At 61.3% G+C, this 24,480-nt stretch carries 26 protein-coding genes, 1 tRNA gene and 1 pseudogene; 10 read left to right on the forward strand and 18 right to left on the reverse strand.

What is annotated here, in order from left to right; translation table 11 throughout:
- The first annotated feature begins 179 nt into the window (after positions 1 to 179).
- On the forward strand, positions 180 to 1,997 hold the full coding sequence (locus BUE92_RS23325; RefSeq protein ID WP_073526552.1) for a sigma-54-dependent Fis family transcriptional regulator: 1,818 nt from the start codon (positions 180 to 182) through the stop codon (positions 1,995 to 1,997).
- Between the two features lies 1 nt (position 1,998).
- Here the strand turns inward: BUE92_RS23325 and BUE92_RS23330 are convergent, their stop codons facing one another.
- From BUE92_RS23330 to BUE92_RS23360, 6 genes are all read right to left on the reverse strand, one after another.
- Complete coding sequence (locus BUE92_RS23330) at positions 1,999 to 4,116, reverse strand: TonB-dependent receptor family protein (RefSeq protein WP_073526553.1); 2,118 nt, start codon at positions 4,114 to 4,116, stop codon at positions 1,999 to 2,001.
- 129 nt (positions 4,117 to 4,245) lie between these two features.
- Positions 4,246 to 4,521, reverse strand: a complete 276-nt coding sequence (locus BUE92_RS23335) for a hypothetical protein (protein WP_073526554.1) — start codon at positions 4,519 to 4,521, stop codon at positions 4,246 to 4,248.
- Positions 4,522 to 4,653: 132 nt separating this feature from the next.
- Entirely contained in the window at positions 4,654 to 5,394 is a 741-nt protein-coding gene (locus BUE92_RS23340; RefSeq protein WP_073526555.1) for a hypothetical protein, read from the reverse strand.
- A gap of 151 nt (positions 5,395 to 5,545) precedes the next feature.
- A complete protein-coding gene (locus BUE92_RS23345) occupies positions 5,546 to 5,863 on the reverse strand; it encodes a hypothetical protein (protein WP_073526556.1) in 318 nt (105 codons plus the stop codon).
- A 350-nt stretch (positions 5,864 to 6,213) separates the two neighbouring features.
- Entirely contained in the window at positions 6,214 to 6,411 is a 198-nt protein-coding gene (locus BUE92_RS23355) for a hypothetical protein (protein WP_073526560.1), read from the reverse strand.
- Positions 6,412 to 6,610: 199 nt separating this feature from the next.
- A tRNA-Ser gene (locus tag BUE92_RS23360) sits at positions 6,611 to 6,701 on the reverse strand.
- A gap of 152 nt (positions 6,702 to 6,853) precedes the next feature.
- Here BUE92_RS23360 and BUE92_RS23365 point away from each other — a divergent pair.
- On the forward strand, positions 6,854 to 7,525 hold the full coding sequence (locus BUE92_RS23365; protein WP_003192030.1) for a Bax inhibitor-1/YccA family protein: 672 nt from the start codon (positions 6,854 to 6,856) through the stop codon (positions 7,523 to 7,525).
- A 71-nt stretch (positions 7,526 to 7,596) separates the two neighbouring features.
- Here BUE92_RS23365 and murB read toward each other — a convergent pair whose 3' ends face one another.
- The 8 genes from murB to BUE92_RS23405 form a co-directional block, all read right to left on the reverse strand.
- Positions 7,597 to 8,616 (reverse strand): UDP-N-acetylmuramate dehydrogenase, encoded by a 1,020-nt coding sequence (gene murB / locus BUE92_RS23370; RefSeq protein WP_073526562.1) that lies wholly within the window; start codon positions 8,614 to 8,616, stop codon positions 7,597 to 7,599.
- Positions 8,613 to 9,077: a low molecular weight protein-tyrosine-phosphatase gene (locus BUE92_RS23375; RefSeq protein WP_073526564.1), complete on the reverse strand. Its 465-nt coding sequence runs from the start codon at positions 9,075 to 9,077 to the stop codon at positions 8,613 to 8,615. Before BUE92_RS23375 ends, murB begins: the two co-directional genes overlap by 4 nt.
- Positions 9,077 to 9,841: a 3-deoxy-manno-octulosonate cytidylyltransferase gene (kdsB, locus tag BUE92_RS23380; RefSeq protein WP_054898278.1), complete on the reverse strand. Its 765-nt coding sequence runs from the start codon at positions 9,839 to 9,841 to the stop codon at positions 9,077 to 9,079. Before kdsB ends, BUE92_RS23375 begins: the two co-directional genes overlap by 1 nt.
- Complete coding sequence (locus tag BUE92_RS23385) at positions 9,838 to 10,023, reverse strand: Trm112 family protein (RefSeq protein WP_003174668.1); 186 nt, start codon at positions 10,021 to 10,023, stop codon at positions 9,838 to 9,840. The genes kdsB and BUE92_RS23385 overlap by 4 nt, the downstream gene beginning before the upstream one ends.
- Before the next feature lie 24 nt (positions 10,024 to 10,047).
- Complete coding sequence (lpxK, locus tag BUE92_RS23390) at positions 10,048 to 11,058, reverse strand: tetraacyldisaccharide 4'-kinase (RefSeq protein ID WP_073526566.1); 1,011 nt, start codon at positions 11,056 to 11,058, stop codon at positions 10,048 to 10,050.
- Positions 11,058 to 11,486, reverse strand: coding sequence for an ExbD/TolR family protein (locus tag BUE92_RS23395; protein WP_014718877.1), 429 nt, complete (start codon positions 11,484 to 11,486; stop codon positions 11,058 to 11,060). The genes lpxK and BUE92_RS23395 overlap by 1 nt, the downstream gene beginning before the upstream one ends.
- Positions 11,483 to 12,118 carry a MotA/TolQ/ExbB proton channel family protein gene (locus tag BUE92_RS23400; protein WP_034128146.1) on the reverse strand — a complete coding sequence of 212 codons (636 nt, stop codon included), beginning with the start codon at positions 12,116 to 12,118 and terminating at the stop codon, positions 11,483 to 11,485. Before BUE92_RS23400 ends, BUE92_RS23395 begins: the two co-directional genes overlap by 4 nt.
- A gap of 108 nt (positions 12,119 to 12,226) precedes the next feature.
- Positions 12,227 to 14,452: a DNA internalization-related competence protein ComEC/Rec2 gene (locus BUE92_RS23405; RefSeq protein ID WP_256673998.1), complete on the reverse strand. Its 2,226-nt coding sequence runs from the start codon at positions 14,450 to 14,452 to the stop codon at positions 12,227 to 12,229.
- A gap of 135 nt (positions 14,453 to 14,587) precedes the next feature.
- Here BUE92_RS23405 and BUE92_RS23410 point away from each other — a divergent pair, with 135 nt between their 5' ends.
- Entirely contained in the window at positions 14,588 to 15,103 is a 516-nt protein-coding gene (locus tag BUE92_RS23410) for a DUF2062 domain-containing protein (RefSeq protein ID WP_003192045.1), read from the forward strand.
- A gap of 3 nt (positions 15,104 to 15,106) precedes the next feature.
- Here BUE92_RS23410 and BUE92_RS23415 read toward each other — a convergent pair whose 3' ends face one another.
- Entirely contained in the window at positions 15,107 to 16,465 is a 1,359-nt protein-coding gene (locus tag BUE92_RS23415; RefSeq protein ID WP_073526571.1) for a sensor histidine kinase, read from the reverse strand.
- Positions 16,452 to 17,180 carry a response regulator transcription factor gene (locus BUE92_RS23420; RefSeq protein ID WP_073526573.1) on the reverse strand — a complete coding sequence of 243 codons (729 nt, stop codon included), beginning with the start codon at positions 17,178 to 17,180 and terminating at the stop codon, positions 16,452 to 16,454. The genes BUE92_RS23415 and BUE92_RS23420 overlap by 14 nt, the downstream gene beginning before the upstream one ends.
- 205 nt (positions 17,181 to 17,385) lie before the next feature.
- Here BUE92_RS23420 and BUE92_RS23425 point away from each other — a divergent pair, with 205 nt between their 5' ends.
- From BUE92_RS23425 to BUE92_RS23440, 4 genes are all read left to right on the forward strand, one after another.
- On the forward strand, positions 17,386 to 20,139 hold the full coding sequence (locus tag BUE92_RS23425; protein WP_073526574.1) for a response regulator: 2,754 nt from the start codon (positions 17,386 to 17,388) through the stop codon (positions 20,137 to 20,139).
- A 161-nt stretch (positions 20,140 to 20,300) separates the two neighbouring features.
- A complete protein-coding gene (locus BUE92_RS23430) occupies positions 20,301 to 21,290 on the forward strand; it encodes a 2-hydroxyacid dehydrogenase (RefSeq protein WP_073526575.1) in 990 nt (329 codons plus the stop codon).
- A gap of 71 nt (positions 21,291 to 21,361) precedes the next feature.
- Complete coding sequence (locus tag BUE92_RS23435; protein ID WP_003192054.1) at positions 21,362 to 21,802, forward strand: hypothetical protein; 441 nt, start codon at positions 21,362 to 21,364, stop codon at positions 21,800 to 21,802.
- Positions 21,799 to 22,203, forward strand: a complete 405-nt coding sequence (locus BUE92_RS23440) for an META domain-containing protein (RefSeq protein WP_073526576.1) — start codon at positions 21,799 to 21,801, stop codon at positions 22,201 to 22,203. The genes BUE92_RS23435 and BUE92_RS23440 overlap by 4 nt, the downstream gene beginning before the upstream one ends.
- A gap of 139 nt (positions 22,204 to 22,342) precedes the next feature.
- On the opposite strand, the gene BUE92_RS23445 is transcribed toward BUE92_RS23440, so the two are convergent.
- A complete protein-coding gene (locus tag BUE92_RS23445; protein WP_073526577.1) occupies positions 22,343 to 22,804 on the reverse strand; it encodes a TlpA disulfide reductase family protein in 462 nt (153 codons plus the stop codon).
- A gap of 115 nt (positions 22,805 to 22,919) precedes the next feature.
- Between BUE92_RS23445 and arsC the strand changes: the two genes are divergently transcribed.
- From arsC to BUE92_RS23460, 3 genes are read left to right on the forward strand one after another with little or no spacing between them, the layout of a single operon-like run.
- Positions 22,920 to 23,273: an arsenate reductase (glutaredoxin) gene (gene arsC / locus BUE92_RS23450; RefSeq protein ID WP_073526578.1), complete on the forward strand. Its 354-nt coding sequence runs from the start codon at positions 22,920 to 22,922 to the stop codon at positions 23,271 to 23,273.
- A complete protein-coding gene (wrbA, locus tag BUE92_RS23455) occupies positions 23,270 to 23,884 on the forward strand; it encodes an NAD(P)H:quinone oxidoreductase (protein WP_014718885.1) in 615 nt (204 codons plus the stop codon). Before arsC ends, wrbA begins: the two co-directional genes overlap by 4 nt.
- Positions 23,868 to 24,284 (forward strand): DUF2069 domain-containing protein, encoded by a 417-nt coding sequence (locus BUE92_RS23460; protein WP_073526579.1) that lies wholly within the window; start codon positions 23,868 to 23,870, stop codon positions 24,282 to 24,284. The genes wrbA and BUE92_RS23460 overlap by 17 nt, the downstream gene beginning before the upstream one ends.
- Before the next feature lie 89 nt (positions 24,285 to 24,373).
- Here BUE92_RS23460 and BUE92_RS28270 read toward each other — a convergent pair.
- Positions 24,374 to 24,480, reverse strand: a pseudogene (locus tag BUE92_RS28270) (DNA-3-methyladenine glycosylase I); the annotation flags it as partial.

The following is a 24,480-nucleotide window of genomic DNA, read 5'->3' on the forward strand; positions in this document are numbered from 1 at the left end:
AGTGAACAATCCGGCTGAACAACTGAACACTGCCGGGGTTGACAATGAACAGTTGTGAACAACACTCTCATGACCAACACAGGAACCAGTGTGGGAGGGGGCTTGCCCCCTCCCACATTGATCGAGTTACATTCGTTAGATTGTGCACGCCCAATAACAATAAAAATGAAGGTCGCACCATGGCCGAACCACTGGCTCACGACACTCTTATCCAGGAATCCTGGCGCCGTTGCCGCGCCTATGGCCTGGACCACCAAAGCGCCCCCAGCTTTGACCAACTGCCCGCCGAGGGCATTCGCCAACTCCTGGAAAGCCAGCATTCCCTGGTGCAGACCACCCATCAGGAAGTGTTGCCCTACTACGAGAACATTCTCAGCAATTCCAATTGCCTCATCATGCTGGCCGACAATCAGGGCCAGGTGCTGACCTCGTGGGGCACCCAGCGGTTTATCGAACCCACGCTGGCCCGTGGCTTCAGCCCCGGCGCCAGCTGGATGGAACGCGCCAGTGGCACCAACGCCATCGGCACCGCGCTGGCCTGCGCCCAGGCCGTGCATATTGAGCACGATGAACACTTCCTCAAGGCCAACCGCTTCATGACCGGTTCCGCGGCGCCGATTTTCGATGCCCAGCGCGAAATCATCGCGGTGCTGGACGTGTCCAGCGACAGCTACCTGCCGCCCTCCCACACCCTGGGCATGGTCAAGATGATGAGCCAGACCGTGGAGAACCGGCTGATCCTCAACCTGTTTCGCGGCGAACATTTCCAACTGACGTTCAACACCGGCTTGAGCAACCTCGACAGCCAATGGGCCGGCCTGCTGATCTTTGATGAAAGCGGCCAGGTGCTGTCGGCCAATCGGCGTGCGGATAACCTGCTGGGCATCAGCCTCTCGCGGGTGATGATCGACAGTCTGTTCAAGGTGTCGCTGCTGGAGCTGCTCAACCAGCCGGAAGGGCTGCCCTTTGCCTTGCAAGCGGCGGGACGCAATCGGTTCCAGTGCCTGTTGAAGCGGCCCAAGCAGATGCCGGTGCAGGCGCGGGTGTTCAGCCACCCGCCGCCGCCAGCGCCGACCCCGATCAACCTCAAGACCCTGCATTTTGGCGATGTGCGCGTGGAAAAAGCCGTGCGCCAGGCCGAACGCCTGCTGGAAAAGGACATTCCGTTGTTGATTCACGGCGAGACCGGCGTGGGCAAAGAGGTGTTCGTCAAAGCCCTGCACCAGGCCAGTTCCCGCAGCCGGCAGGCGTTGATCGCAGTGAATTGTGCGGCGATTCCCGCAGAACTGGTGGAGTCGGAACTGTTCGGCTACGAAAAAGGCGCCTTCACCGGCGCCAACCAGAAAGGCAGCATCGGCCTGATCCGCAAGGCCGACAAGGGCACGCTGTTTCTCGACGAAATCGGCGATATGCCGCTGCCCACCCAGGCCCGCCTGTTACGGGTATTGCAGGAGCGCTGTGTGCAGCCGGTGGGCAGCAGCGAGGTGTTCCCGGTGGACTTGCGCATCATCTCGGCGACCAACCGCGCCTTGCGCGAGCTGGTGCAGGCCGGGCGCTTTCGCGAGGACTTGTACTACCGCATCGGCGGCCTGACCCTGGAATTGCCACCGTTGCGCGAGCGTACCGACAAGCAGGCGCTGTTCCAGCAACTGTGGCAGCAACACCGCGAGCCGACTCAATGGGCCGGGCTGAGCGCCGAGGTGCTGAGGCTATTCGAGCAACACCCGTGGCCGGGGAATTTACGCCAGGTGAGCAGCGTGTTGCAGGTGGCGCTGGCAATGGCCGAGGAGCAGCCGATCCGCGCAGAGCACCTGCCCGATGATTTTTTTGTGGATTTGCAGGCGACAGTACCGCTGTCTAAACCTGAACACTTGGATGAAAGTCTCGACCTGAGCCAACGCTTGGAAGCCGTGGGCGGGAATATTTCCCACCTGGCGCGAGAGCTGGGGGTGAGTCGCAACACCCTGTACAAGCGCCTGCGCCAGCACGAAGGCTGATTTAACGCCAACTCCAGGAGACGCCGGTGTAGATACCACGCCCATCAGCGGGGGTGGAACGTGCAGCGTCCATACCTTTGTCGTCGTAGCCCGGGGTGACGGTGTTGGCGTAACGGCGGTTGGTGAGGTTGCGCAGGTCGACCCAGGCTTGCCAGTCCTGCTTGGGCGCGTCGTAGCCGAAGGTCGCGCCGAGGGTGGTGTAGGCCGCCGCGTAGTAGGAATTGGCGTAGTCCACCGCCACCCGTGATGCATGCTCGGTGTTAAGGCTGGTGTAGAAACCCGTCGGGTGGCTGTAGCGCAGTTGCGCCTGATAGTAGTGCTTGGGAATGCCAGGCAAGGTGTTGTCGCCGAAACGCTCGTCGTCGCGGTAGCGGAAGTCGCTGAAGGTGTAGGCCTGGCGCAGGTCGAGCTTACCGCTGCCGCCGCCGTCCCACAGCGCGCTGAGCAGGCTCAGTTCCACACCCTGGTGCACGGTGGGGCTGGCGTTGGACTCGGCGATGATGGCATTGCTGGTGGCGGTCTGGGCCTGGGTCTCCACGGAAAGCAGCTCGTGGCGAACTTGCGAGCGATAGAGCGCCAGGTCCCATTGGCCGAGCCAGGCTTCACCGCGCCCGCCGATTTCCAGGGTGGTAGCGGTCTGATTGCGCAGCTTCACGCCTTCGCGCTGTAACCCCGTGGCCGCCCCACTGCCCGGGCCAAAGTATTTGTTCGAACCCCAGATCATCGACCACGCATGCGGCGGCTCTACCGAGCGGCTCAGGTTGCCATAGACCTGCAACTGCGGGGTGAAGTCGTAACGCAGGCCGATGCGCGGTGCGTAGTCCCAGTCATGCTGACTGAGCGGTGCCTGGCCGTCGGGATACGTGACCTGGGTTTCGCGGCGCGTGTAAATGGCGGCAAGGCCGGTGGTCAGCCACAGATCCTCCACCAGTTCCAGCTTGTTGCCTACATGCAGCACGGTATCGGAGCCCAGGTAGCTGTAGTCGCGGGTTTTGGTGGCGGCGGCATAGATAGCGGTGTTGCCCGCAGGGATGCGGACGTATTCCGACGCGCCATTGTTCGGCATCGCCTGGGTGGTACGCAGGCCGAGGGTGGTGGTGCTGGCGTGGCCGAACAGGCTGTCCTGGCGGATGTAATTCAGGGTGCCGCTGATATCGGTGTAGGCGACTTTGAGGCGATTGGTGCCTTCGCGCAGGTCCATGGGGTAATCGTGATAGGCCAGCCCGACCTCCACCCGCGCGTTATCGTCCAACCGCAAGGTGGTCTTGTTGGCGATCCAGGTGGAGCCCGGTTGCAAGCGCTTTGAATCGCGGGCGGCATTGAGGCTGTTGGCGGCACGCGGATCATGGCTTATCTGGTCACGCGTGAGCCTGCCGGGAGAATCGTTGGTGGTTTCGCGATAACGCAAGTAGAAGCGCGTTTCCAGGTCCGGGTTAAAGCGATAGCCGAAATTGGCAGCGATGCCCTTGCCGCTGCCGGCGCTTTGGTGCTGATAACCGTCGGACTCCGAATCGGTGAGGCTGATGTAATAGTCGGCGTCCCCCAGCACTTGCCCGGAACTGACTTCGCGCTGGGCATAGCCGCGACTGCCGACCTCATAGCGCACTTGCAGCTTGGGCGCGTCCAAGCCGGTGCGGGTGACGTAATTGACCGCACCGCCCAAGGCCAATGCACCGTGATCGAACCCGTTGGCGCCACGCAGCACTTCCACCCGGCTTTGCCACAGCGGGTCCTTGAGCTCATAGGGCGTGCCGCCTGGCCCGGTAAGCGGCAGACCGTCGAACATTTCATACAGGCCGGAGGCATGGGCACCGGGGGCACGGTTCAGGCCCGAGCCACGAATGGACACCTTCACCCCTTCGTTATTGGCCGCCTTGGCGTACACACCGGCCTGGTACTTGAAGACATCCTCGTTGGTGCTGACCCGTCCCTGTTGCACGCTGTCCATATCGATGTAATTGGTGCCACCGGGCACGCTTTTGAGCTGTGCCTGGGCGATTTCTGCGGCGCTGGCCTCAGCCGTGGTGACTTCAACCGGCGCCAATTGCAGGCCTTCAGCCTGTACCAGCGAACTGAGGGTCAAGGCGGCAAAAACAAACGGGGGGTGGCGCAGCAGCATCGGGGCAGGTCCTTGGAATCCGGGAACGTGCCGGGCCAAGCCCACCACGCGAACAGTGATGGGAAGGCAGGCACGCCCGTCAGGTCACTCCTTAATGACGGACAGGGGCGTTTTAAAAACAGGGGTGAATCAGGTTTGGCCGTCAGGCGTTGCCAATGCCCGCATCAGATCATCGGCATCCGACCCCGGCGGAAAGCGAAAGCCATACATTTGGTCAGTGGCGAGGATCTCCCCCAGAGTGTCACGCAACTGGGCCTCCGTGGGCGAGTCACGCAATAACTTGTGCGCCGGCAGCAATAACTCGGCAGGCACGCCCTGGGCCGTCGCGGCGTCGATCACCGCATAGAGAATAAACCGCAAACGAATTTCGCGATCCGTGGGCCAAACCGTTTTTCGTTTACCCAAGGTAGGGCCTCGTGTTTAAGAAAAATCCGAGGCTATTGCCCGCAGGCAAGCGTTTCAAGCAGTTGGAGGCAAGATAGGCTGCTTCCTACAACGGAAAGGGAAACACCGCACCGATTGGTCGATGCGATGGCCTCACTGTACCGGCAGGAAATTCATCAGCAACAAGCTTTGTGCGTAATTGAGGCCAATGCGCCGGTAACGCTCATCGAGGATTTGGGTGAGCAAGTCCAGCCGCGCGACGATCTTGCCGAACTCAACGGCAAAACTGAGGTTACTGCCCTCCTCCGATATCTCGTTGGAAAACAACAGCAACACGCCATTGGCATCCTGACGCTGACTGAGCAGCCAGGTGGCCTTTTCGATATTGCGCGCGGCATTGCTGACAAACTGCGGGTTGATCGAGTCGGTCACATAAAACTGCGTGCGACCGCCGTGAGCAGTCACGAGCATGCTGCCAATCGCATAGATGAACGCGCCGACGCGGTCGCCGCGAAAGTCAGGGCTCAAGGAATAACTCAGGGCTGCCAGGTCACGCCGGTCTCCCAGTGCGGGCAAGGGTTGGCGGTTTTCGATGGCCTGGCGGATTTGCCGGGCGGCGGTCACCGCATCCGGATACCCCGATTGACGCCATTGGCTGGGGTTGCGCAGGTAGAGCTTGCTCATCAGCAGGTAGAGGCTTTGCAGGTTCTCACGCATGCCCAGGGTGGCCATGCGGTCGACACTGGTCTGGAAGAATTCATCGGGCTTGCCCTCGCTGAACTGTCTGGCGATATCGCGGCCCTCTTGTTGGCTGCAACCTGTTGCGCAGAGCGCGAAAACCGCAGCAAGCAGCAGCGGCCATCGGGAGGTAAAAACAGTTGACGTTCGATCCATCGGCACCGGGTCTGATTCTGTTGGCCACCCGTGTGGGTCGGATGGCTGGGACAGGGTAGATCAGCAGAATGGAAAAAAGTGCAGCGGTGCAGGCCAGATAAGCATCGAACTACAGATGCTGATCTGACCCGGCACTTGATTCCCCGGGGTGTTAGAGCACTACCGTCGCAAACATCCCCAAGGCGCCCAGGCAGAACCCGATCAACGCGCCGCGCCCTGGAGCTTCATGAAACAGCGCCCAGACCACCACAGGCTCCAGAAGCAATAACGAAGTGACCGAGACTACCGTGACAATCCAGATATCACCGACAGCCACGTACCCCAGCCAATAGGCGCCCAGCAGGCAAAGACCGGCAAAACACATCAAGACCACGGGAAGTACAAAGGCCTCCCAGGAACCACTGCCGGTTTGGGCCAACTTGGCGGTCACCACCTCGCTGTAGATTGCACAAAACTCACCGATCACCATCAACCCTAGAGCAAAAACTCCGAGTAATTCTTTGGACATATCAAAAACTCCTTCGTATTCAGCGCACTGTTTTTCAGCTCCCAGTCGGCGGTGCTGCAGCCGTCGTGAGAGTCGTTGCCTTGATACGAAGTGGTTTTGAAAAGGCCTGAATTACCGAAGTGCTTGTCCATGCTCATGTCCTTCAAAGTGTTGAGGCTCAGCGATCCAATACAGTGCGTGCTGATCATAGAGGCATCGTGAAGCCATTCACAATTAGGTGATGGCAATATTGAAGGATCCCGGATGTTCAAGTGAGCCGAAAGCCTCAATAAAAACCCGGCGCTGGGCCGGGTTCATTGATCGGGAGGTCTTCAGGTACCGGGGTGCTCACTGGCCACGGAATCCGCCGCGTCTACATCCGACATGTCCTCCTCGATCGGAGCCTCGTCATCCGGGGGCAGCGGGATATTGTCCTCATCGCGCCTTGGGTCATGCCCCGTCTCATTATCGGTGTTACGAGTAACCGCTTGCTGGGAAGTGTTGCCTGGGGCTTTCTCGTTGATTTCCATGCTGGCTCTCCGTGTATCGCTCGGGATATCCGTGCTTGAGATTGAGAGGTAGCAACGGATGGAGAGTGCCGGACGTTAGACGAATGGTGGTTCGTCGTTGAAAGGTATGAATGCGACAAACAGCATTTGTTTGATTATCAGCACACCCAAACCCCAGAAACGCAAAAGCCCCGCTTTCGCGAGGCTTTCGTGTAAATCTTGGCGGGAAACCAGGGATTCGAACCCTGGAGACGCTATTAACGTCCGCCGGTTTTCAAGACCGGTGCATTCAACCACTCTGCCAATTTCCCTTGTGCATCACGGGATTATAGTAGCCCATCCCGTGTCAGCGGGCGCCATAATACCCGAATGAAACACACTGTCAAACTCTCTGCATCGCTTGTTACAAGGCGTCTGTTATGATCTTTGCGACTGAACGTTTCAAAACTGAAGGAGTGTCGCCATGCGCGAACAGAATTACGCAGTGAATGGCAACGCGCAGGCTGAGCAGCTTGAAGTCAGCCGCGTGTTGCGCAACACCTACGGCTTGCTCGCCCTGACCCTCGCATTCAGCGGCGTGATGGCTTACGTGGCCCAGCAGATGCGCGTCGGTTACCCGAATATCTTTGTCGTGCTGATCGGTTTCTATGGTCTGTTCTTCCTGACCAACAAGCTGCGCGACTCAGCCTGGGGCCTGGTTTCGGCGTTTGCCTTGACCGGTTTCATGGGCTTTATCCTCGGCCCGATCCTCAACCGCTACCTGGGCATGGCCGGCGGTGCCGAAGTGGTCAGTTCAGCGTTTGCCATGACGGCCCTGGTGTTTGGTGGTCTGTCGGCCTACGTGCTGATCAGCCGTAAGGACATGAGCTTCCTGGGTGGCTTCATCACCGCAGGTTTCTTCGTGTTGCTGGCGGCGGTGGTGGCCAGCATGTTCTTCCAGATCAGCGGCCTGCAACTGGCGATCAGCGCGGGTTTTGTGCTGTTTTCCTCGGTGTGCATCCTGTTCCAGACCAGCGCCATCATCCACGGCGGTGAGCGTAACTACATCATGGCAACCATCAGCCTGTATGTGTCGATCTACAACCTGTTCATCAGCCTGTTGCAGATCTTCGGCATCATGAGCCGCGATGACTGATCAATCGCAGCAATAAAAAATGCCCTGTATCGCGAGATACGGGGCATTTTCATTTCCAGGACTGATAAAGCTCAGTACTGATTGGGTTCCATTTCCAGCTCGACCTTGAAGCGCTTGAAGATATCCTGCTGGATACGTAGCGCCAGGTTGGCAATCTCGCGCCCTGTGGCCGCGCCGTAGTTGACCAGCACCAACGCTTGCAGCTTGTGCACGCCCGCATCGCCCTCCCGGAAACCCTTCCAACCGGCCTTGTCGATCAGCCAGCCGGCGGCGAGTTTCATTTGGCCGTCGGCCTGAGGGTAGGCCACCAAGTCCGGATACTGGCTTTGCAGTTCAACCGCCAGGGCCTGGGACACCAGTGGGTTCTTGAAGAAGCTGCCCGCATTGCCCAGCTCTGCCGGGTCTGGCAGTTTCTCGCGGCGAATGCTGCAGATCGCACGGCTCACATCGCTTGGCGTGGCGTGGTTGATGCCCTGCGCGACCAGACGCTGTTGCACCGGGCCGTAGTCGAGTTTCAGTTGACTGGCGCGGCTGAGGGAAAAGCGTACCCGCAAGATCAGCCACCGCCCGACTTCGTGCTTGAACAGGCTGTCACGGTAGGCGAACTTGCATTCGTCGAGGCTGAAGTCCCGCAGTTCGCCCGTCTGTCGATCCAGCGCAGTGAGGCCGGCGAAGACATCCTTGATCTCTACACCATAGGCGCCGATGTTCTGCATCGGCGCGGCGCCGACAGTGCCGGGGATCAGGCTGAGGTTTTCCAGGCCGTAAAAGCCGTGCTCAAGCGTCCACAAGACGAACGGGTGCCAGGCTTCGCCCGCTTCGGCTTCGACCACCACGTGCGTGCCATCGTCGCTCAGCACACGAATGCCTTGGGTCGCCATACGCAACACCAACGCCGGAACATCCTGGGTCAACAGCAAATTGCTGCCGCCACCGATCACCAGCAACGGCACCGCGTGTGCGGCGGCATAGGCGATGGCCTCGCGCACGTCAGCATCACTGTGGGCCTCGGCAAATAATTGCGCGCTCACATCAATGCCAAAGCTGTTGAATGGCTTGAGCGATACCTGCGCACGCACTTGCAAGGTCATAACCGCCCCTTCAATTCGATCACCAATAAGTCACAGGCGCGCTCGATCAGGTCCAGGACCCGTTCGAAACCTTGCTCACCTTCATAGTAAGGGTCTGGCACCTCGTCCACTTCGCCATCAAAGCGACGCAGGAACAAATCCAGCTCCGCCTTGCCCTGCCCTGGCTGCATGGCTTTGAGGTTGCGCAGGTTACTGTTGTCCATGGCCAGGATCAGGTCATAGCGGGCAAAGTCAGCGCGGGAAACCTGCTGGGCACGCTGGCCCGACAAGTCATAGCCGCGCGCCAGCGCCGCACGCTGGCTGCGCTGGTCCGGCGGGTTGCCGATATGCCATTCTCCGGTGCCAGCAGACGCCACCTCAACCTGGCCAGCCAAGCCTGCTTCACGCAACTTACGGCGCAAGATGCCTTCAGCGGTTGGCGAGCGGCAGATATTGCCCAGGCATACAAACAGAACTTCCATCAGGCGCCCAGCAGGCGACGGACGCGTTCGAGGTCTTCCTGGGTATCGACACCGGCTGGCGGTGCTTCCAACGCATCGCCCACGTGGATACGCACGCCGTGCCAGAGGGCACGCAGTTGTTCCAGGGACTCGGTATTCTCGAGCCAGCACGGGCCCCAACTGACGAAGTCGTGCAGGAAACCGGCGCGGTAGGCATAGATGCCGATATGGCGGCGATATGGCACGCCCTCCGGCAACACGTCGCGATTCTTGGCAAAGGCATCCCGCGCCCACGGCAAGGTGGAGCGACTGAACGTCAGTGCCAGGCCGTTGATGTCGCTGACCACTTTCACCACGTTCGGGTTGAACAGCGTCTCGATGTCTTCGATCGGTTCGGCCAGGGTCGCCATACGCGCCTCGCCATGGGCCGCGAGGTTGGCAGCGACCTGGTCGATGACACCCGGCGGTATCAATGGCTCGTCACCCTGCACGTTCACTACGATCGCGTCGGGTGCCAGACCCAGCTGAGTGGCGACTTCGGCCAGGCGATCAGTGCCGGAGTTATGGTCTTCGCGGGTCAGGACCGCTTCGGCACCAAAGCCTTTGCACGCCTCGATGATACGCGGGTCATCGGTGGCCACCACCACCCGTTCGGCGCTGCTCTTGCACGCTTGTTCCCACACCAGCTGGATCATCGGCTTGGTGCCGATCATTTGCAGCGGCTTGCCCGGCAGGCGGGTCGAGGCATAGCGCGAGGGAATGACAACGGTAAAGGCGGTGGTCATTTATCCAGGCGCTCATCGGTGGTCAGGGTGCGGGCTTCGCTTTCGAGCATGACCGGGATGCCGTCACGGATAGGGTAAGCCAGGCCGGCACCTTTGCTGATCAGCTCGGTTTTGTCGGCGCTGAGCTTGAGCGGGCCTTTGCAGATCGGGCAAGCGAGGATATCGAGCAGTTTGGTGTCCATGAGTGTTTCCTGGAAAAAAGCGTTTTAAGGCAAGAGACGGTTGGGCAGCAGACGCATCAGCTGCGTGTCGAACCAGGCGACGAACGCCGGCGACGGTACCGCATCCACCGCAAGGTACCACCAGTCGGGCTGGGCAAAGGCGCGGCACTTCACCGCGTCCTTTTCGGTCATGACCAGCGGCAATGACGGGGTGAAATTCAAGACCTCGGCGCTGTAGGGCGCGTGATCGGCGAAAGCATGGGGTAGCGCCTGCCAGTGTAGCGTTTCAAGGGTATTGAAGAAACGTTGCGGATTGCCTATGCCGGCCACCGCATGCACCTGCTGGCCCTGCGGAAAATAGGTGACCGGCTGGCGCTCGCCGCTGCCCAGGTTAACCAGTGCTGTGGGCTGCAGGCGGAAGGCAAAGCCATCTTCACGGTCTGTAACGGCACCGTTATAAAGCACCCCGTCCACACTCTGCAGGCGCTCCACCGGTTCGCGCAACGGCCCGGCAGGCAGGCACCGATGGTTGCCGAGACCACGGGCGGCATCGATCAGCACCAGTTCAAGATCGCGGGCCAGGCGGTAGTGCTGCAGGCCGTCATCGGAGAGGATCAGGTCCAGGGGCTCGCTGGCCAGCAGGGCCTTTACCGCACGACTGCGGTCAGGATCTATCATCAACGGTACACCGCTGCGCTGCACGATCAACAAGGGTTCATCACCGGCCACCTCGGCACTGTGGCCAGCCTCGACCCGCCACGGCAACTGCGGCGGCTTGGCACCGTAGCCTCGACTGACCACGCCTACGCGCAAGCCGTTGCGTCGGCAGTGCTCGATCAACCATAGGATCAACGGCGTCTTGCCGGTGCCTCCCACCGTGATATTGCCCACCACGATCACTGGCACAGGCGACTGATAAATCTCGCCCTCGCCCGCCACGAAGCGCGCACGCTTACGTTGAACCACACGGCGATACAGCGATTCCAGCGGTCGCAGCAACACTAGTGCTGGATGACCTTCGTACCATGCCTTGAGTAAACGGTCGGAGATGGCCATCAGGGCGGGCTCGCCGCCTCGACGGTGGTCATGCGCAAATGGCTGAAACCGAGCTTGCCGGCAGCGTCCATGGCGGTGATCACGGCCTGGTGCGGGGTTTTGCCATCGGCGCTGATGGACAGCGGTAACTGGGTGTCGCCACCAGATTCCTTCTGCAACGCCTCCATCAGGCTGGCAAGGTCATTTTTCTCCAGCAACTGGTTATTCACCGAAAACACCCCTTCGGCGCTGATAGCGATGTCCAGTTGCTTGACTTGCTGGTCTTCGGCAGGCGAGCCACTCACCGCTTCGGGCAGGTCGACACGCAACTGGGTTTCCCGAGTGAAGGTGGTGGTCACGACAAAAAACAGCAGCAGGATGAACACCACATCGATCAACGACGCGAGGTTGATATCAACATTTTCCCGTTGCTTGCGGCGAAATTTCACGCTTTGCCCTCGACCAGGTCTACATCACGGTCGCCCTGCACCACCTCCACCAGCTTGATGGCTTCCTGCTCCATGCCGACCACCAGCTCATCAATGCGACGCAGCAGGAAGCGGTGGAAGAACACCGAAGGGATACCCACCATCAGGCCGGCTGCGGTGGTGATCAACGCCTTGGAGATCCCCCCGGCCAGGACCGCTGCGTTGGTGGTCATGCCCGAGCCTGTGAACGAGCTGAAGATATCGATCATGCCGAGTACTGTGCCGAGCAAACCGAGCAACGGCGCCATGGCGGCGATAGTGCCAAGGGCGTTGATGTAGCGCTCCAGTTCATGGATGACCCGGGCGGCCGCCTCTTCGATGCACTCCTTCATGATCTCGCGACCATGCTTGGAGTTGGCCAGACCGGCGGCGAGGATTTCACCCAGCGGCGAATTGGCGCGCAGCTCCTTGAGTTTTTGCTTGTCGAGCTGCTTGTTCTTGATCCAGCCCCAGACCTGCCCCAGCAGATGCTCGGGGGTGACGCGACTGGCGCGCAGGGTCCACAGGCGTTCGGCAACGATACCGAGTGCAGCGATGGAACTCAGAATGATCGGCAACATCATCCAGCCGCCGGATTTGACCAATTCCCACACAGTGAATGCCCCCTCGAAAAAGTGCGCCACTTTAACATATAGGTTCGACAGCGGGGTTCGTCGGCTACACACCCGCCTGTTGCGGCTCGAGTCTTTGGTAACACGCGATTACGGTAACGGTTCGCGCCAGAAACGGCGTTGACTGCGCGCAACCATCGGTGGCAGAAACGCCCCCAGGCGCAGGCGTACGGCACCCTGCTCGGCACTGTCGTACACCCGGCTGCCCAACACTTGGTAGCGCTCCAGGACCTGCGGATGAGGATGACCGAACGTATTGCTGCGCCCGCGGGAAATCAACACCGATGTGGGCGCCAGCCGCTGCAGGAACGGCCAGGACGACGAACTGCGGCTGCCATGGTGCGGGGCTTGCAGCCAGTCGGTCTGGACCGCCAGCGAAGAGGCCAGAAAAGCCTGTTCGGCGGCGCGATCAATGTCACCGGTGAGCAGCAGGCGTTCTCCATTGGCCTCGACCTGCAACACACAAGACCTCGGATTGCCATCAAGCCCATCAGCCCACTGCCACAATTGAAATGACACCCCATCCCATTCCCACCGCTCGCCGCTGGTGCAGGGCTGGGTGGCGAGAAAGTCTGGCAAGCCCTCGGTTTCGCCGCCCACCACGCGCTTGACGGACAACCCCCGCGCCACCGCCGCCGCACCCCCTGCGTGATCGGCATCGGCATGGCTGAGCAGCATCATGTCCAACTGGCCTATCCCGAGCTTTTTCAACGACGGCAACACGACGCGCGCGCCCAGGTCGACAGGCCCCGAGCGCGGCCCGGCATCGTAGAGCAACGTATGATGACGGGTGCGCAGGATCAGTGCCTGCCCCTGGCCGACGTCCAGTTGCACCACATCTACCTGCCCGTGGGGCACCCACTCCCTGGGCGCAAATACAGCCATCAACAGCATGGGCCAGCCCAGCACCCGGAACGGCAACCCCTTGGGCAGCAGCAAAATCACCGCGCCAACCAGGCTAACCAACCAATACCCCAAAGGTACCTCGGCGGGTACCCAGGCCGGTAATTGCGCGGCCAGCAGCCCCAGGCTTTTGAACAATCCGCCCAGCGCACCACCGGCCAGCCACAGCAACCCCTCCCCAGCCAGCGGCACCCACAGCAACGCCGTGCCCAGCAGCGCCAAAGGCAGCACTACCAGGCTGATCCAAGGCACGGCAAGGAGATTGGCCACAGGTGCGCTGAGGCTGATGGGCAAACCCAGCACCAACAACACTGGAAACAAACCAATGGCAATCAACCACTGGGGCCGGGTCCACACCTGCCAGGCGCTCCACGGCCCCAGGCGCCCGCCGAACGCCAACAGCAATACCGCAACCGCCGCAAACGACAACCAGAACCCCACCTGCAGGCTGGCCAAGGGCTCCAGTACCAGCACGCCGTTCAGTGCCAGCAGCAACGGCCACCACACGCCCAAATGGCGGAAACGCAGACGCCACAGCAGCACCAGGCCGACCATCATGCAGGCCCGTTGCACCGGCACGCCGAACCCGGCCAGCAGCCCATAACCCAACGCCGCGCCAAATGCCAGACCGCACGCCCACGGCAGCCACGGCCAGGTTCGGGACCAGCAACCATAGCGCGCCAGCATCGCGACCAATCCGTAGATCAACCCCGCCAGCAAGCCGATGTGCTGCCCGGAAATCACCAGCAGATGCACCGTGCCCGTGTCCTGCAACACCTGCCAATCCTCAGGCGCCAGGCCGGAACCGTCGCCCAATACCAGCGCCGCCAAGCCCGCCTCGCGGCCCTGGGCGTCCACCGCCATCAGGCGCTGGCGAACAGCATCGCGCCAGGCATTGCGGGCCGGTGCGAGACGCTCACCGTCTTTTACCGTTGCCGTGGCACCGATACGCTGGGCCAGCAGCCAGGCTTCATAGTCGACCCCATGGAAATTGAGCAGGCCCGCAGGCCGCTTGAGTGTCAACGCCAGACGCCAGCGTTCACCGCTGTTCACCACTGGCCCGCCGTGCCAGGACACGCGGATACGTTTGGGCAGCCGAACCTTGCGCGACCGGCCGTCGGCCAGTTCAAAGCGCACGCCCGTACCCGTCTGCTGAGGCAAGCCCACCACACGCCCCTCCACCCAGCGAGTCTGCCCGTCCAGGGCCGGCTGCAGCCGATCATCCAGCGCCCGCTGCGCGCTGAGACAAGCCCAACTCAAGCCCACCAGAAAGAACGCCACGGGATAGGACCGAAAAGGCAACAGCATCAAGGCCAGCACCAGCATGGCCAACAACCCGGCGCCAGGCGGCAACACCGGCAACCAACGCAACGCCAGCAACCCCAGCGCCAACGCCAACATCCCTGTCTTCATGGATCATCCTTTTCCAGTGATCCACTCAGTCTTAGCCGGCTGAACGACAGCGCCTATGATGTTTTGTCACAAAGTCTGAATTTTCTGTTTATAGAATCCGGGCATACTTGCCCCTCGAATTGACCTGGACCCCTTATGCCCCGGCGCTTATTCAAACGGTACATGCCCGACCCCAGCAGTATCAGGGAACACAAGTCATTACAGTTTCTTGGCACGCTGCTGCATGACCCCAACCTCTGGCACCTGAACCGGCACTCAGTGGCTCGCGCCATGGCGGTGGGTTTATTTGCGGCGTTTATCCCGATTCCGTTGCAGATGTTGCTTGCCGCGGTCCTGGCGATTTCGGTGCGCGGCAATATGCCTATCGCCATCAGCCTGGTGTGGTTGACCAACCCCATCACCATGCCGGTGGTGTTCATCTGTACCTATATGACCGGCGCCTGGCTGATGAATGTGCCGCCACGCAGCTTGCCCGATAACCTTACGTGGGAATGGATCAGCGGCCAGCTGAGCACACTTTGGCAGCCATTCCTGCTGGGTTCGGTGGTATTGGGGGTGGTATTGGGCGCCTTGGCTTATTGCCTGACCATGGCGTACTGGCGCTGGTGGGTGGCGCACCAGTGGAAAAAACGCAAACTGCGCCGGCGCTGAGCGCTAACGGGCCAGCAAACGCAAATGCACCCGCAGACCCTGCCCGGTATTTTCCGCCCATAAGCGACCGCCCTGGCGCTGCACGGCGTTGCGGGCAATGCTCAGCCCCAGGCCGAAACCGCCATCGCCGGGCCGCGAGCCGTCCAGGCGGGTAAAGGGCGCGAAGATGCGCTCCAGATCATCCTCAGCAATCCCTGCCCCCTGGTCCTGCAGCCAGATATGCCAATAGTCCCCCTCCCGACATCCGTCGAGTTGCACGTAGCCGCCCTTGGGCGAGTGGCGTATGGCGTTGCGCAGGATATTTTCCAAAGCCTGGGCCAGTGCATTGAGGTTGCCACGCACCCAACTGTCGGCGGGTAACAGGCACGGCAAGCGCGATGCGGGCCAACCGCTTTCAAAACAAGCATTCTCGCGCAATATGTCCCACAAGGCCTGGAGCTGAATGTCTTCCTGGGGCAACGGCGTAGTTTCGCTGTCGAGCCAGGCCAGTTGCAGGCTGTCTTCCACCAGGCGCTGCATGGCGTCGATTTCCCGACCCAGGCGCTCGCGCAGTCGGGCCAGGTCTTGCTCGCTGTCGCAGGCTACCCGCAGGCGGCTCAAGGGTGTGCGCAGTTCATGGGACATATCGCGCAGCAACTGCTGCTGCAAACGCACCGTGCCCTGCAAGCGTTCGGACATATGGTCAAAGGCGCGACCCAGCTCGCCCAGTTCATCCTGGCGGCTGGTGGCATCAAGGGACATCCGCGTATTGAGTTGGTCCGCACGCCAGGCATTGGCCTGCTCGCGCAATTGATTGAGGGGCATGATCAACAACCGGTAAAGGCCGATGCACAGCAACAGGGTAAACAGACCTGGTATCACACCATTGGTAACCACCCGCCAGAACAGTTGATAGCGCCCAGGCATAAAGCGCTGCGGCAGCTCGATCACCAGCGACCCCGCGCCAGGGTCGACCGGAAACGGTACTTTCATCCAGGGCAAACCGATGACATGCCGGCTGACCGGCCAATCCAATCCACGCAAAAACGTCAGGCGCTGGCTTTCCTTGTCATTCAAGGGCGTGCTGCCCAGGGACTGCAGGTCGTTACCGATCACCCCTACCCAAGTGCTTTCGCGCTCGGCCATCCGCTGCAGCCAGGCATCTACGCCCGCGCTGCCTTGTGTGCTCCACGCCAGTTCGGCACCCGCGGCATAGCCATTGAGAATCTCCCGCGACTTGTCGGACAGGTACGCACTCTGCTGCTCCATGTAGCGGCCCCACGACCAACTGAGCCAAATCATCAGCAAACAGAAGGCGATCAACAGGCAGGCCAGCTTCCAGAACAACGAGTGCTTGCCGGGCAGTCGCTCAAAGCCCTTCATCGTGACCGCTCAGCACATAGCCCTTGCCCCATACGGTGCGTACTTCACGCTCGATGTAACCGATGGCCTTGAGCTTGCGGCGGATCTGGCTGACATGCATGTCGAGGCTGCGGTCATGGGGCGCATAACCGCGCTGCAACACCTGCTGATACAGGAAGGCTTTGCTGAGGACTTCTTCGGTATTGCGGTGCAGGGTTTCCAGCAGGCGGTATTCGCTGCGCGTGAGCGCGGCCCACTGGTCCTGGCAGGACACATCGCAGCGCTCATCATCAAAGTGCAGCACCCGGGCATCTTCAAGTGTCGGGGCGCGCGTCGGCTCGGGCCGGCGATCCAGGGCAACGCGGCGCAGGATCGCTTCAATACGCACGCACAGTTCAACCATGCTGAACGGCTTGGGCAAATAGTCGTCCGCGCCCAGGCGAAAACCGCTGATACGGTCGGCTTCAGCGCCCAGGGCCGACATCAGGATCACGGGCATGGCGTGGCTCTGGCGCAAATGAGTGAGGATCGACAAACCGTCCAGCCCCGGCAGCAGAATATCCATCAGCACCAGGTCGAAGGCCTGGGCGCGGGCCAGTTGCAGGCCCTGCTGGCCGTTCTGGCACCAGGTCACTTGGAAACCGCTGCGGCCCAGTTGCTCGTGCACGTAGGCGCCCAACACAGGGTCATCTTCGATGGTCAGGATACTGGGTAGGCCAACTGCTGCGGGAGTCATTAGCGTCTGCAAGTCATTCTCAATCACTGATTATTCAAGATTAAACGTTCACAGGCAATCGCCACCCGGCGCCGAATGGCCCGAAGATTGCCGCATGTCATTAATTTGCAAGATTCCAGGCCGCGCAAATGGCTACACTGCGCAGGTGGCGCTGGCCGGATGCCGGCGTGGATGATTGATAACAACGTGGTAGCAGGAGAGTGGCGTGCTTAGAAGAATGGGGATAAAAGGCCGCGTACTGTTGCTGACCTTATTACCGACCAGCCTGATGGCGCTATTGCTGGGCGGCTATTTCACCTGGATGCAGCTGTCGGAGTTGCAGACCCAGCTACTGCAACGCGGCGAAATGATCGCCGAGCAATTGGCACCGCTGGTGGCCCCAGCCATGGGCCACAAGGACACCGACCTGCTGGAGCGTATCGCCACCCAGTCCCTGGAACAGCCGGATGTGCGCGCCGTGTCGTTCCTGGCGCCAGACCGCTCGTCCCTGGCCCACGCCGGCCCGACCATGCTCAACCAGCCGCCCACCGGCAACAGCTCGCACCTGTTACAGCGTTCCGGCAACGACGCCACCCGCTATCTACTGCCGGTGTTTGGCCGCCATCGCAACCTGGCGGGCGAGTTGATTCCCGATGAGGCCGACCGTCTGCTGGGTTGGGTCGAAGTGGAGCTGTCCCACAATGGCATGCTGTTGCGCGGCTATCGCAGCCTGTTCGCCAGCCTTCTGCTGATCGCCATCGGCCTGATGTGCACCGCCGCCCTCGCCCTGCGTATCAGCCGTACCATCAATTCGCCGATTGGCCAGATCAAGCAAGCGGTGGCCCAGCTCAAGGACGGCAACCTGGAAACACGCCTGCCACCCTTGGGCAGCCAGGAATTGGACCAGCTCGCATCTGGCATCAACCGCATGGCCGAAACCCTGCAAAATGCCCAGGAAGAGCTGCAACACAGCATCGACCAGGCCACCGAAGACGTGCGCCAGAACCTGGAAACCATCGAAATCCAGAACATCGAGCTGGACCTGGCACGCAAGGAAGCCCTGGAAGCCAGCCGTATCAAGTCGGAGTTCCTGGCCAACATGAGCCATGAGATCCGCACACCGCTCAACGGCATCCTCGGTTTTACTCACTTGCTGCAAAAAAGCGAATTGTCGCCGCGCCAGCTGGATTACCTGGGCACTATCGAAAAATCTGCGGATAACCTGCTGGGCATCATCAACGAAATCCTCGATTTCTCGAAGATTGAAGCCGGCAAACTGGTGCTCGACAGCGTGCCTTTCAACCTGCGCGACTTGCTGCAAGACACCTTGACCATCCTCGCCCCCGCCGCCCATGCCAAGCAGCTCGAACTGGTGAGCCTGGTGTACCGCGACACGCCCCTGGCATTGGTGGGCGACCCGCTGCGGCTCAAGCAGATCCTGACCAACCTGATCAGCAATGCGATCAAGTTCACCCGCGAAGGCACCATTGTGGCCCGGGCAATGATCGAGGACGAGCAGGAAGACAGCGTGCAATTGCGCATCAGTGTGCAAGACACCGGCATTGGCCTGTCCAACCAGGATGTGCGCGCCCTGTTCCAGGCATTCAGCCAGGCCGACAACTCGCTGTCACGCCAGCCCGGCGGCACCGGTTTGGGCCTGGTGATATCCAAGCGATTGATCGAGCAGATGGGCGGCGAAATCGGTGTCGACAGCACACCGGGTGAAGGTTCGGAATTCTGGATCAGCCTGAACCTGCCCAAGACCCGTGACGACGTCGAAGACCTGCCCGCCGCGCCGCTATTGGGGCGTCGTGTGGCCGTGCTGGAAAACCACGAACTGGCGCGCCAGGCCCTGCAACATCAATTGGAAGACTGCGGCCTGGAAGTCACGCCTTTCAATACCCTGGAAAGCCTGACCAACGGCATCACCAGTGCCCACCAGACCGAACAGGCCATCAGCCTGGCGGTGCTCGGTGTCACCGCCAATGACATTCCGCCCGAACGCCTCAATCAACACCTGTGGGACCTGGAACACCTGGGCTGCAAGGTGCTGGTGCTGTGCCCGACCACCGAGCAGATGCTGTTCAACCAGTCGGTGCCCAACCCCAACAGCCAATTGCAGGCCAAGCCTGCCTGTACCCGCAAGCTGCGCCGCTCCCTGGCCGACCTGATCAGCCCGCGCCCTTCACGCAGCGAACCCGGTGAACCGTTGTCCAGCCGTGCCCCTCGGGTACTGTGCGTGGACGACAACCCGGCCAATCTATTGCTGGTGCAAACCCTGTTGGAAGACATGGGCGCCAAGGTGCAGGCAGTGGAAAGCGGTTACGCGGCCGTCGACGCCGTGAAGCAGGAAACTTTCGATTTGGTGCTGATGGACGTGCAAATGCCTGGCATGGATGGCCGCCAGAGCACCGAGGCGATCCGCCAGTGGGAAAGCGAGCGCCACGGCACGCCGCTGCCGGTGGTGGCCCTCACGGCCCACGCGATGGCCAACGAAAAACGCGCCCTGCTGCAAAGCGGCATGGACGACTACCTGACCAAACCCATCAGCGAACGGCAATTGGCCCAGGTGGTATTGAAATGGACAGGCCTGGCGCTGCGTAACCAAGGCCCGGAGCGCACCCACGAAAGCGCGGCCCAGGGCGTGCAACTCTTGGTACTCGATCACGAAGAAGGCCTGCGCCTGGCTGCCAACAAGGCCGACCTGGCCGCCGATATGCTCGCCATGCTGCTGGCCTCCCTGGAGGCTGATCGCCTGGCAATTACCCACGCCCGCGAAGCCAATGACAACCACGCCTTGATCGAGCGCGTGCACCGTTTGCACGGCGCCACCCGCTACTGTGGCGTTCCGCAATTACGAGCAGCCTGCCAACGCGCCGAAACCCTGCTCAAGCAGGATGACGCCAAGGCCATGGCCGCGCTGGACGAACTGGACATGGCGATTGCGCGGCTGGCCAGCGAAGCCAGGGTCAGCGCCTGACCCTGTTCTCATGGGCAACGAATCAACAATGTGGGAGGGGGCTTGCCCCCGATAGCAGTGTGTCAGTAGACGAATCCATCGCTGATGTACCGCTATCGGGGGCAAGCCCCCTCCCACATTCAGTCAGTATTCCAATGTGTAAATTGCAGGGAGCCTTCTTAATGCGCGTCATTCTCTTCAGCAGCCAAACCTACGACCGCGAGAGTTTCCTCGGCGAACCGCTGCCGGCTGGCCTGGAACTGCAATTGCAACCCGCCCGTCTCAACCTCGATACCGTGGCCCTGGCCGAACACCACGAGGTGGTCTGCGCCTTTATCAACGACGACCTCAGCGCCCCCGTGCTGGAGCAACTGGCCAAGGGCGGCACACGCCTGATTGCCCTGCGCTCGGCGGGCTACAACCATGTCGACTTACCCGCCGCCCAGCGCCTGGGCCTGACTATCGTACGCGTGCCCGCCTATTCGCCCCACGCAGTGGCCGAGCACGCCGTCGCCCTGATTCTGGCCCTCAACCGTCGCCTGCACCGTGCCTACAACCGCACCCGCGACGGTGATTTCAGCCTGCACGGGCTCACCGGTTTCGACTTGGTCGGCAAAACGGTCGGCGTGGTCGGCACCGGGCAGATCGGCGCGACCTTCGCCAAGATCATGGCTGGGTTCGGCTGCCAACTGCTGGCCTACGACCCCTTCCCCAACCCGCAGGTGCGGGACCTTGGCGCCCGCTACGTGAGCCTGCCTGAACTGTTGGCCGAAGCGCAGATCATCAGCCTGCACTGCCCGTTGACCGCCGACAGCAAACACCTGATCAATGCCCGCTCGCTCGCGCAGATGCAACCCGGCGCGATGCTGATCAATACCGGGCGCGGTGGCCTGGTCGATACACCGGCACTGATTGAAGCGCTCAAGCTGGGCCAGTTGGGCTATCTGGGGCTGGACGTCTACGAAGAAGAAGCCCAATTGTTTTTCGAGGACCGCTCGGACCTGCCCCTGCAGGATGACGTGCTCGCCCGCCTGCTGACCTTCCCCAACGTGATCATCACCGCGCACCAGGCCTTCCTCACCCGTGAAGCCCTGGCGGCGATTGCCGGCACCACATTGGCCAACATTGCCGCGTGGGCCGATGGTCGCGCACAGAACCTGGTGGAGGGATGATCAGTGGTCACATACCAGGCTCATGATAGGCCGACACCCGTGATAGGATGCCGCGCCTATTTGGAGGATCCATGGCCGAACACGATTTCCGCTTCAGCTTGCTGAGCCCGCAACACACCCTGATCGAATGCCGTGCCCTGGTGCCGGGCCGTTACCAGGTCACCGGCAACGGTGGTTCGATCAAACATGGCGACGTCCTGATCGTCAGCCTGCGCGGCAGTAAAACCCTGTCGATGCGCCTGACGGTCGAAGGTGACGCGCGCTACTCCATCCGCCCGGCGGGCCAGTGGGTCGCCATGGCCCAAGGGCCGAAGTTCGGCGAACTGGAGATTCACACCTGGAAGGTCAATTGCGACAGCTGCGACGCCGTGCTGGAGTTTGAATTCGCGGTAGAAACCAAGCTGACCAAGGCACCGCTGCAACCGGCCGCCAACGCGCGTATCAAAGAACTGGGCTGGGCCAGCGAAGGCGATAAGCACCGCTGCCCGAAATGCCAGCAGGCCGCGCAATGAAAGGCCGGCTGCTGCTCGCCGCAATCGGCGTAGGCCTGGCAGGCTGCGCCGCCGATGGCGCCAAGCTCGAGCGCGACCACAGCTATGTAGTGGAATGGATCGGTGAGCGGCCGTTGATGGACTACGCGCACCTTACCGTCACCCTGGGTGCCGATGGCCGCGCCTATGGCAATGGCGGCTGCAACCACTGGTTTGCGCCGTACACTGTCGAAGGCGACAAGCTCAGCTTCGGCCCGGTCGGCAGCACCCGAAAAATGTGCGCCGAGGCCCTGATGGAGCAAGAGCATCGCTTCTTCCAGGCCCTGCAAGGCGTGCAGCGCTGGGACATCTCGCCGATCGAGCAGACGCGGTTCTGGCCAGCCGAGGGCAAGCCGATCCGCTTGTGGCTCGAAGAAGGTTGATATCCAGCCCTTGCCTTAATGGGATCTAAATGTGGGAGGGGGCTTGCCCCCGATGGCGGCGTAACAGTCAACAGATGTATTGACTGACACACTGCTATCGGGGGCAAGCCCCCTCCCACATTTGATTTGAGGTGTTGTTTTAACCGCGCAGCGCCTTGAGCTTGGCCAACACCCCTTCCGCTGTCTGCTCACCCATCAACTGCTCACGCACCTTGCCCTTGTCATCGATGATGTAGGTCACCGGCAATGCCTCGCTGCGCGGAATCTCGAAGATCCCGTCCGGGTTCTGGGCCAGCACCGTGAACTTGATCCCCAGCTTGTCGCTGGCGGCCTTCAGTTCCTCACCCTGCACATTGTCGAAGTTGACGCCGAACACCCCGACATTCTGGCCTTTCAACTGTTCTGCCAGGGCATTGAGCTCGGGGATTTCCGTGCGGCACGGGCCACACCATTCAGCCCAGTAGTTGACCACCAGCCACTGTTTGTCCAGGCGTTCGGCCGCCACTTTCTGACCATATTGATCAACGCCGTAATCGTTGCCGCAGCCGCTGAGCAGCAGGGTTGTGATGATCGCCAATGCACCGATCAGTCGCCTTGTCATGGGGTATTCCTTCGCAAAAATGAACGTTGGCTGCGGCCTATCGCCTCTTACGGTTTAAGGACAGGCGCCAGCGCAGGTAGAATACCCGCCACCTTACGCAAGATGCGACCCGCACATGACCGATCTGACGCTTTATCACAACCCGCGCTGCTCGAAATCCCGCGGTGCGCTGGAACTGCTGGAAGCCCGCGGCCTCACCCCGACCGTCGTGCGCTACCTGGAAACCCCGCTGGATGCCGCGCAAATCAAGGCCCTGCTGCAAAAGCTGGGCCTCAGCGCACGCCAACTGCTGCGCACCGGCGAAGACGAATACAAAACCCTGAACCTGGCCGACGCCAGCCTCAGCGACACCCAACTGATCGCCGCCATCGCAGCCCATCCCAAACTGATGGAACGCCCGATCCTGGCAACGGCCGACAAAGCCATCATTGGCCGCCCGCCCGAGAACGTGCTGGAGATCCTGCCGTGACTACGCCCTATGTGCTGGTGTTGTATTACAGCCGTAACGGCTCGGTGAGCGAGATGGCCCGGCAGATTGCCCGGGGCATCGAGCAAGGCGGCATGGAAGCGCGGCTGCGCACCGTGCCGGCGATTTCCACCGAGTGCGAAGCGGTGGCGCCGAGCATTCCCGACGAAGGCGCGCTGTATGCCAGCCTGGACGACCTGAAGCACTGCTCGGGCCTGGCCCTGGGCAGCCCGACCCGGTTCGGCAACATGGCCGCGCCGCTCAAGTATTTCCTTGATGGCACCAGCAACCTGTGGCTCACCGGCGCTTTGGTCGGCAAGCCGGCCGGCGTGTTCACCTCCACCGCCAGCCTGCACGGCGGCCAGGAAACCACGCTGATGTCGATGCTGCTGCCGCTGCTGCACCACGGCATGCTGATCACCGGCCTGCCCTACAGCGAACAGGCCCTGCTCGACACCCAGGGCGGCGGCACGCCGTATGGCGCCAGCCACCATTCCGGGCCAGACGGCAAGCGCATGCTCGATCAACATGAAATCACCCTGTGCCGGGCCTTGGGCCTGCGCCTGGCCAAGACTGCCACGCTGCTGGAGAACGGTCGTGGCCAGGAAGCCTAAGGTCCTGCCGCCACGGGAGTGGCTGGAGCCGCGGGTCAAGGTGGCACGCGTGCTGAGCCTGCTGGCGTTTTTGGGCCTGGTGGGCTTGTTGTGCGTGTACTACCTGTTTGTCGCCGACCTGCATGGGGCGCGACCGTGGGTCATCCTGCTGATCGAGCTGGTGCCGCTGCTGATACTTGCGCCAGGCATGCTGATGGGCAGCGCACGCGGGCATTCGTGGATGTGCTTTGTGGTGAACCTGTATTTCATCAAGGGCGCGCTGGCGGCATATGACCCGAACCGCCAGTGGTTTGGTGTGCTGGAAATGCTCGCGAGCCTGGCGGTGTTTTGCACGGCGTTATTGTATGTGCGCTGGCGGCATCAGTTGAATCGGCGACTGGCCGAAGCCCCGGGCGCCTGAAAGTCAGTCTTCGCGAGCAAGCCCGCTCCCACAGGTGGAATGCGTTCCCCTGTGGGAGCGGGCTTGCTCGCGAAGGCATCACCGCGGTCTCAATGGTTGACGGTATAGGCCAACATCATCGACAACTGACACATCGGCCGCCCACTCTCGGCGTGCCACTGGTTGAAGGCGCCCTGCACCGTCGCCAGGTCGCGCA

Origin of the sequence: Pseudomonas fluorescens (assembly GCF_001902145.1) — a bacterium.
GTDB classification, from domain to species: domain Bacteria; phylum Pseudomonadota; class Gammaproteobacteria; order Pseudomonadales; family Pseudomonadaceae; genus Aquipseudomonas; species Aquipseudomonas fluorescens_BV.

Coding starts and splice junctions, on each gene's coding strand:
- BUE92_RS23355 (WP_073526560.1), bottom strand. CDS start 6,411: ATGGAAATCAACGAGAAAGCCCCAGGCAACACTTCCCAGCAAGCGGTT.
- BUE92_RS23340 (WP_073526555.1), bottom strand. CDS start 5,394: ATGGATCGAACGTCAACTGTTTTTACCTCCCGATGGCCGCTGCTGCTT.
- BUE92_RS23325 (WP_073526552.1), top strand. CDS start 180: ATGGCCGAACCACTGGCTCACGACACTCTTATCCAGGAATCCTGGCGC.
- BUE92_RS23440 (WP_073526576.1), top strand. CDS start 21,799: ATGAAAGGCCGGCTGCTGCTCGCCGCAATCGGCGTAGGCCTGGCAGGC.
- BUE92_RS23420 (WP_073526573.1), bottom strand. CDS start 17,180: ATGACTCCCGCAGCAGTTGGCCTACCCAGTATCCTGACCATCGAAGAT.
- murB (WP_073526562.1), bottom strand. CDS start 8,616: ATGACCTTGCAAGTGCGTGCGCAGGTATCGCTCAAGCCATTCAACAGC.
- BUE92_RS23445 (WP_073526577.1), bottom strand. CDS start 22,804: ATGACAAGGCGACTGATCGGTGCATTGGCGATCATCACAACCCTGCTG.
- BUE92_RS23375 (WP_073526564.1), bottom strand. CDS start 9,077: ATGGAAGTTCTGTTTGTATGCCTGGGCAATATCTGCCGCTCGCCAACC.
- BUE92_RS23410 (WP_003192045.1), top strand. CDS start 14,588: ATGCCCCGGCGCTTATTCAAACGGTACATGCCCGACCCCAGCAGTATC.
- BUE92_RS23330 (WP_073526553.1), bottom strand. CDS start 4,116: ATGCTGCTGCGCCACCCCCCGTTTGTTTTTGCCGCCTTGACCCTCAGT.
- BUE92_RS23435 (WP_003192054.1), top strand. CDS start 21,362: ATGGCCGAACACGATTTCCGCTTCAGCTTGCTGAGCCCGCAACACACC.
- BUE92_RS23430 (WP_073526575.1), top strand. CDS start 20,301: ATGCGCGTCATTCTCTTCAGCAGCCAAACCTACGACCGCGAGAGTTTC.
- BUE92_RS23405 (WP_256673998.1), bottom strand. CDS start 14,452: ATGAAGACAGGGATGTTGGCGTTGGCGCTGGGGTTGCTGGCGTTGCGT.
- kdsB (WP_054898278.1), bottom strand. CDS start 9,841: ATGACCACCGCCTTTACCGTTGTCATTCCCTCGCGCTATGCCTCGACC.
- BUE92_RS23385 (WP_003174668.1), bottom strand. CDS start 10,023: ATGGACACCAAACTGCTCGATATCCTCGCTTGCCCGATCTGCAAAGGC.
- BUE92_RS23415 (WP_073526571.1), bottom strand. CDS start 16,465: ATGAAGGGCTTTGAGCGACTGCCCGGCAAGCACTCGTTGTTCTGGAAG.
- lpxK (WP_073526566.1), bottom strand. CDS start 11,058: ATGGCCATCTCCGACCGTTTACTCAAGGCATGGTACGAAGGTCATCCA.
- BUE92_RS23365 (WP_003192030.1), top strand. CDS start 6,854: ATGCGCGAACAGAATTACGCAGTGAATGGCAACGCGCAGGCTGAGCAG.
- arsC (WP_073526578.1), top strand. CDS start 22,920: ATGACCGATCTGACGCTTTATCACAACCCGCGCTGCTCGAAATCCCGC.
- BUE92_RS23345 (WP_073526556.1), bottom strand. CDS start 5,863: ATGGTGATCGGTGAGTTTTGTGCAATCTACAGCGAGGTGGTGACCGCC.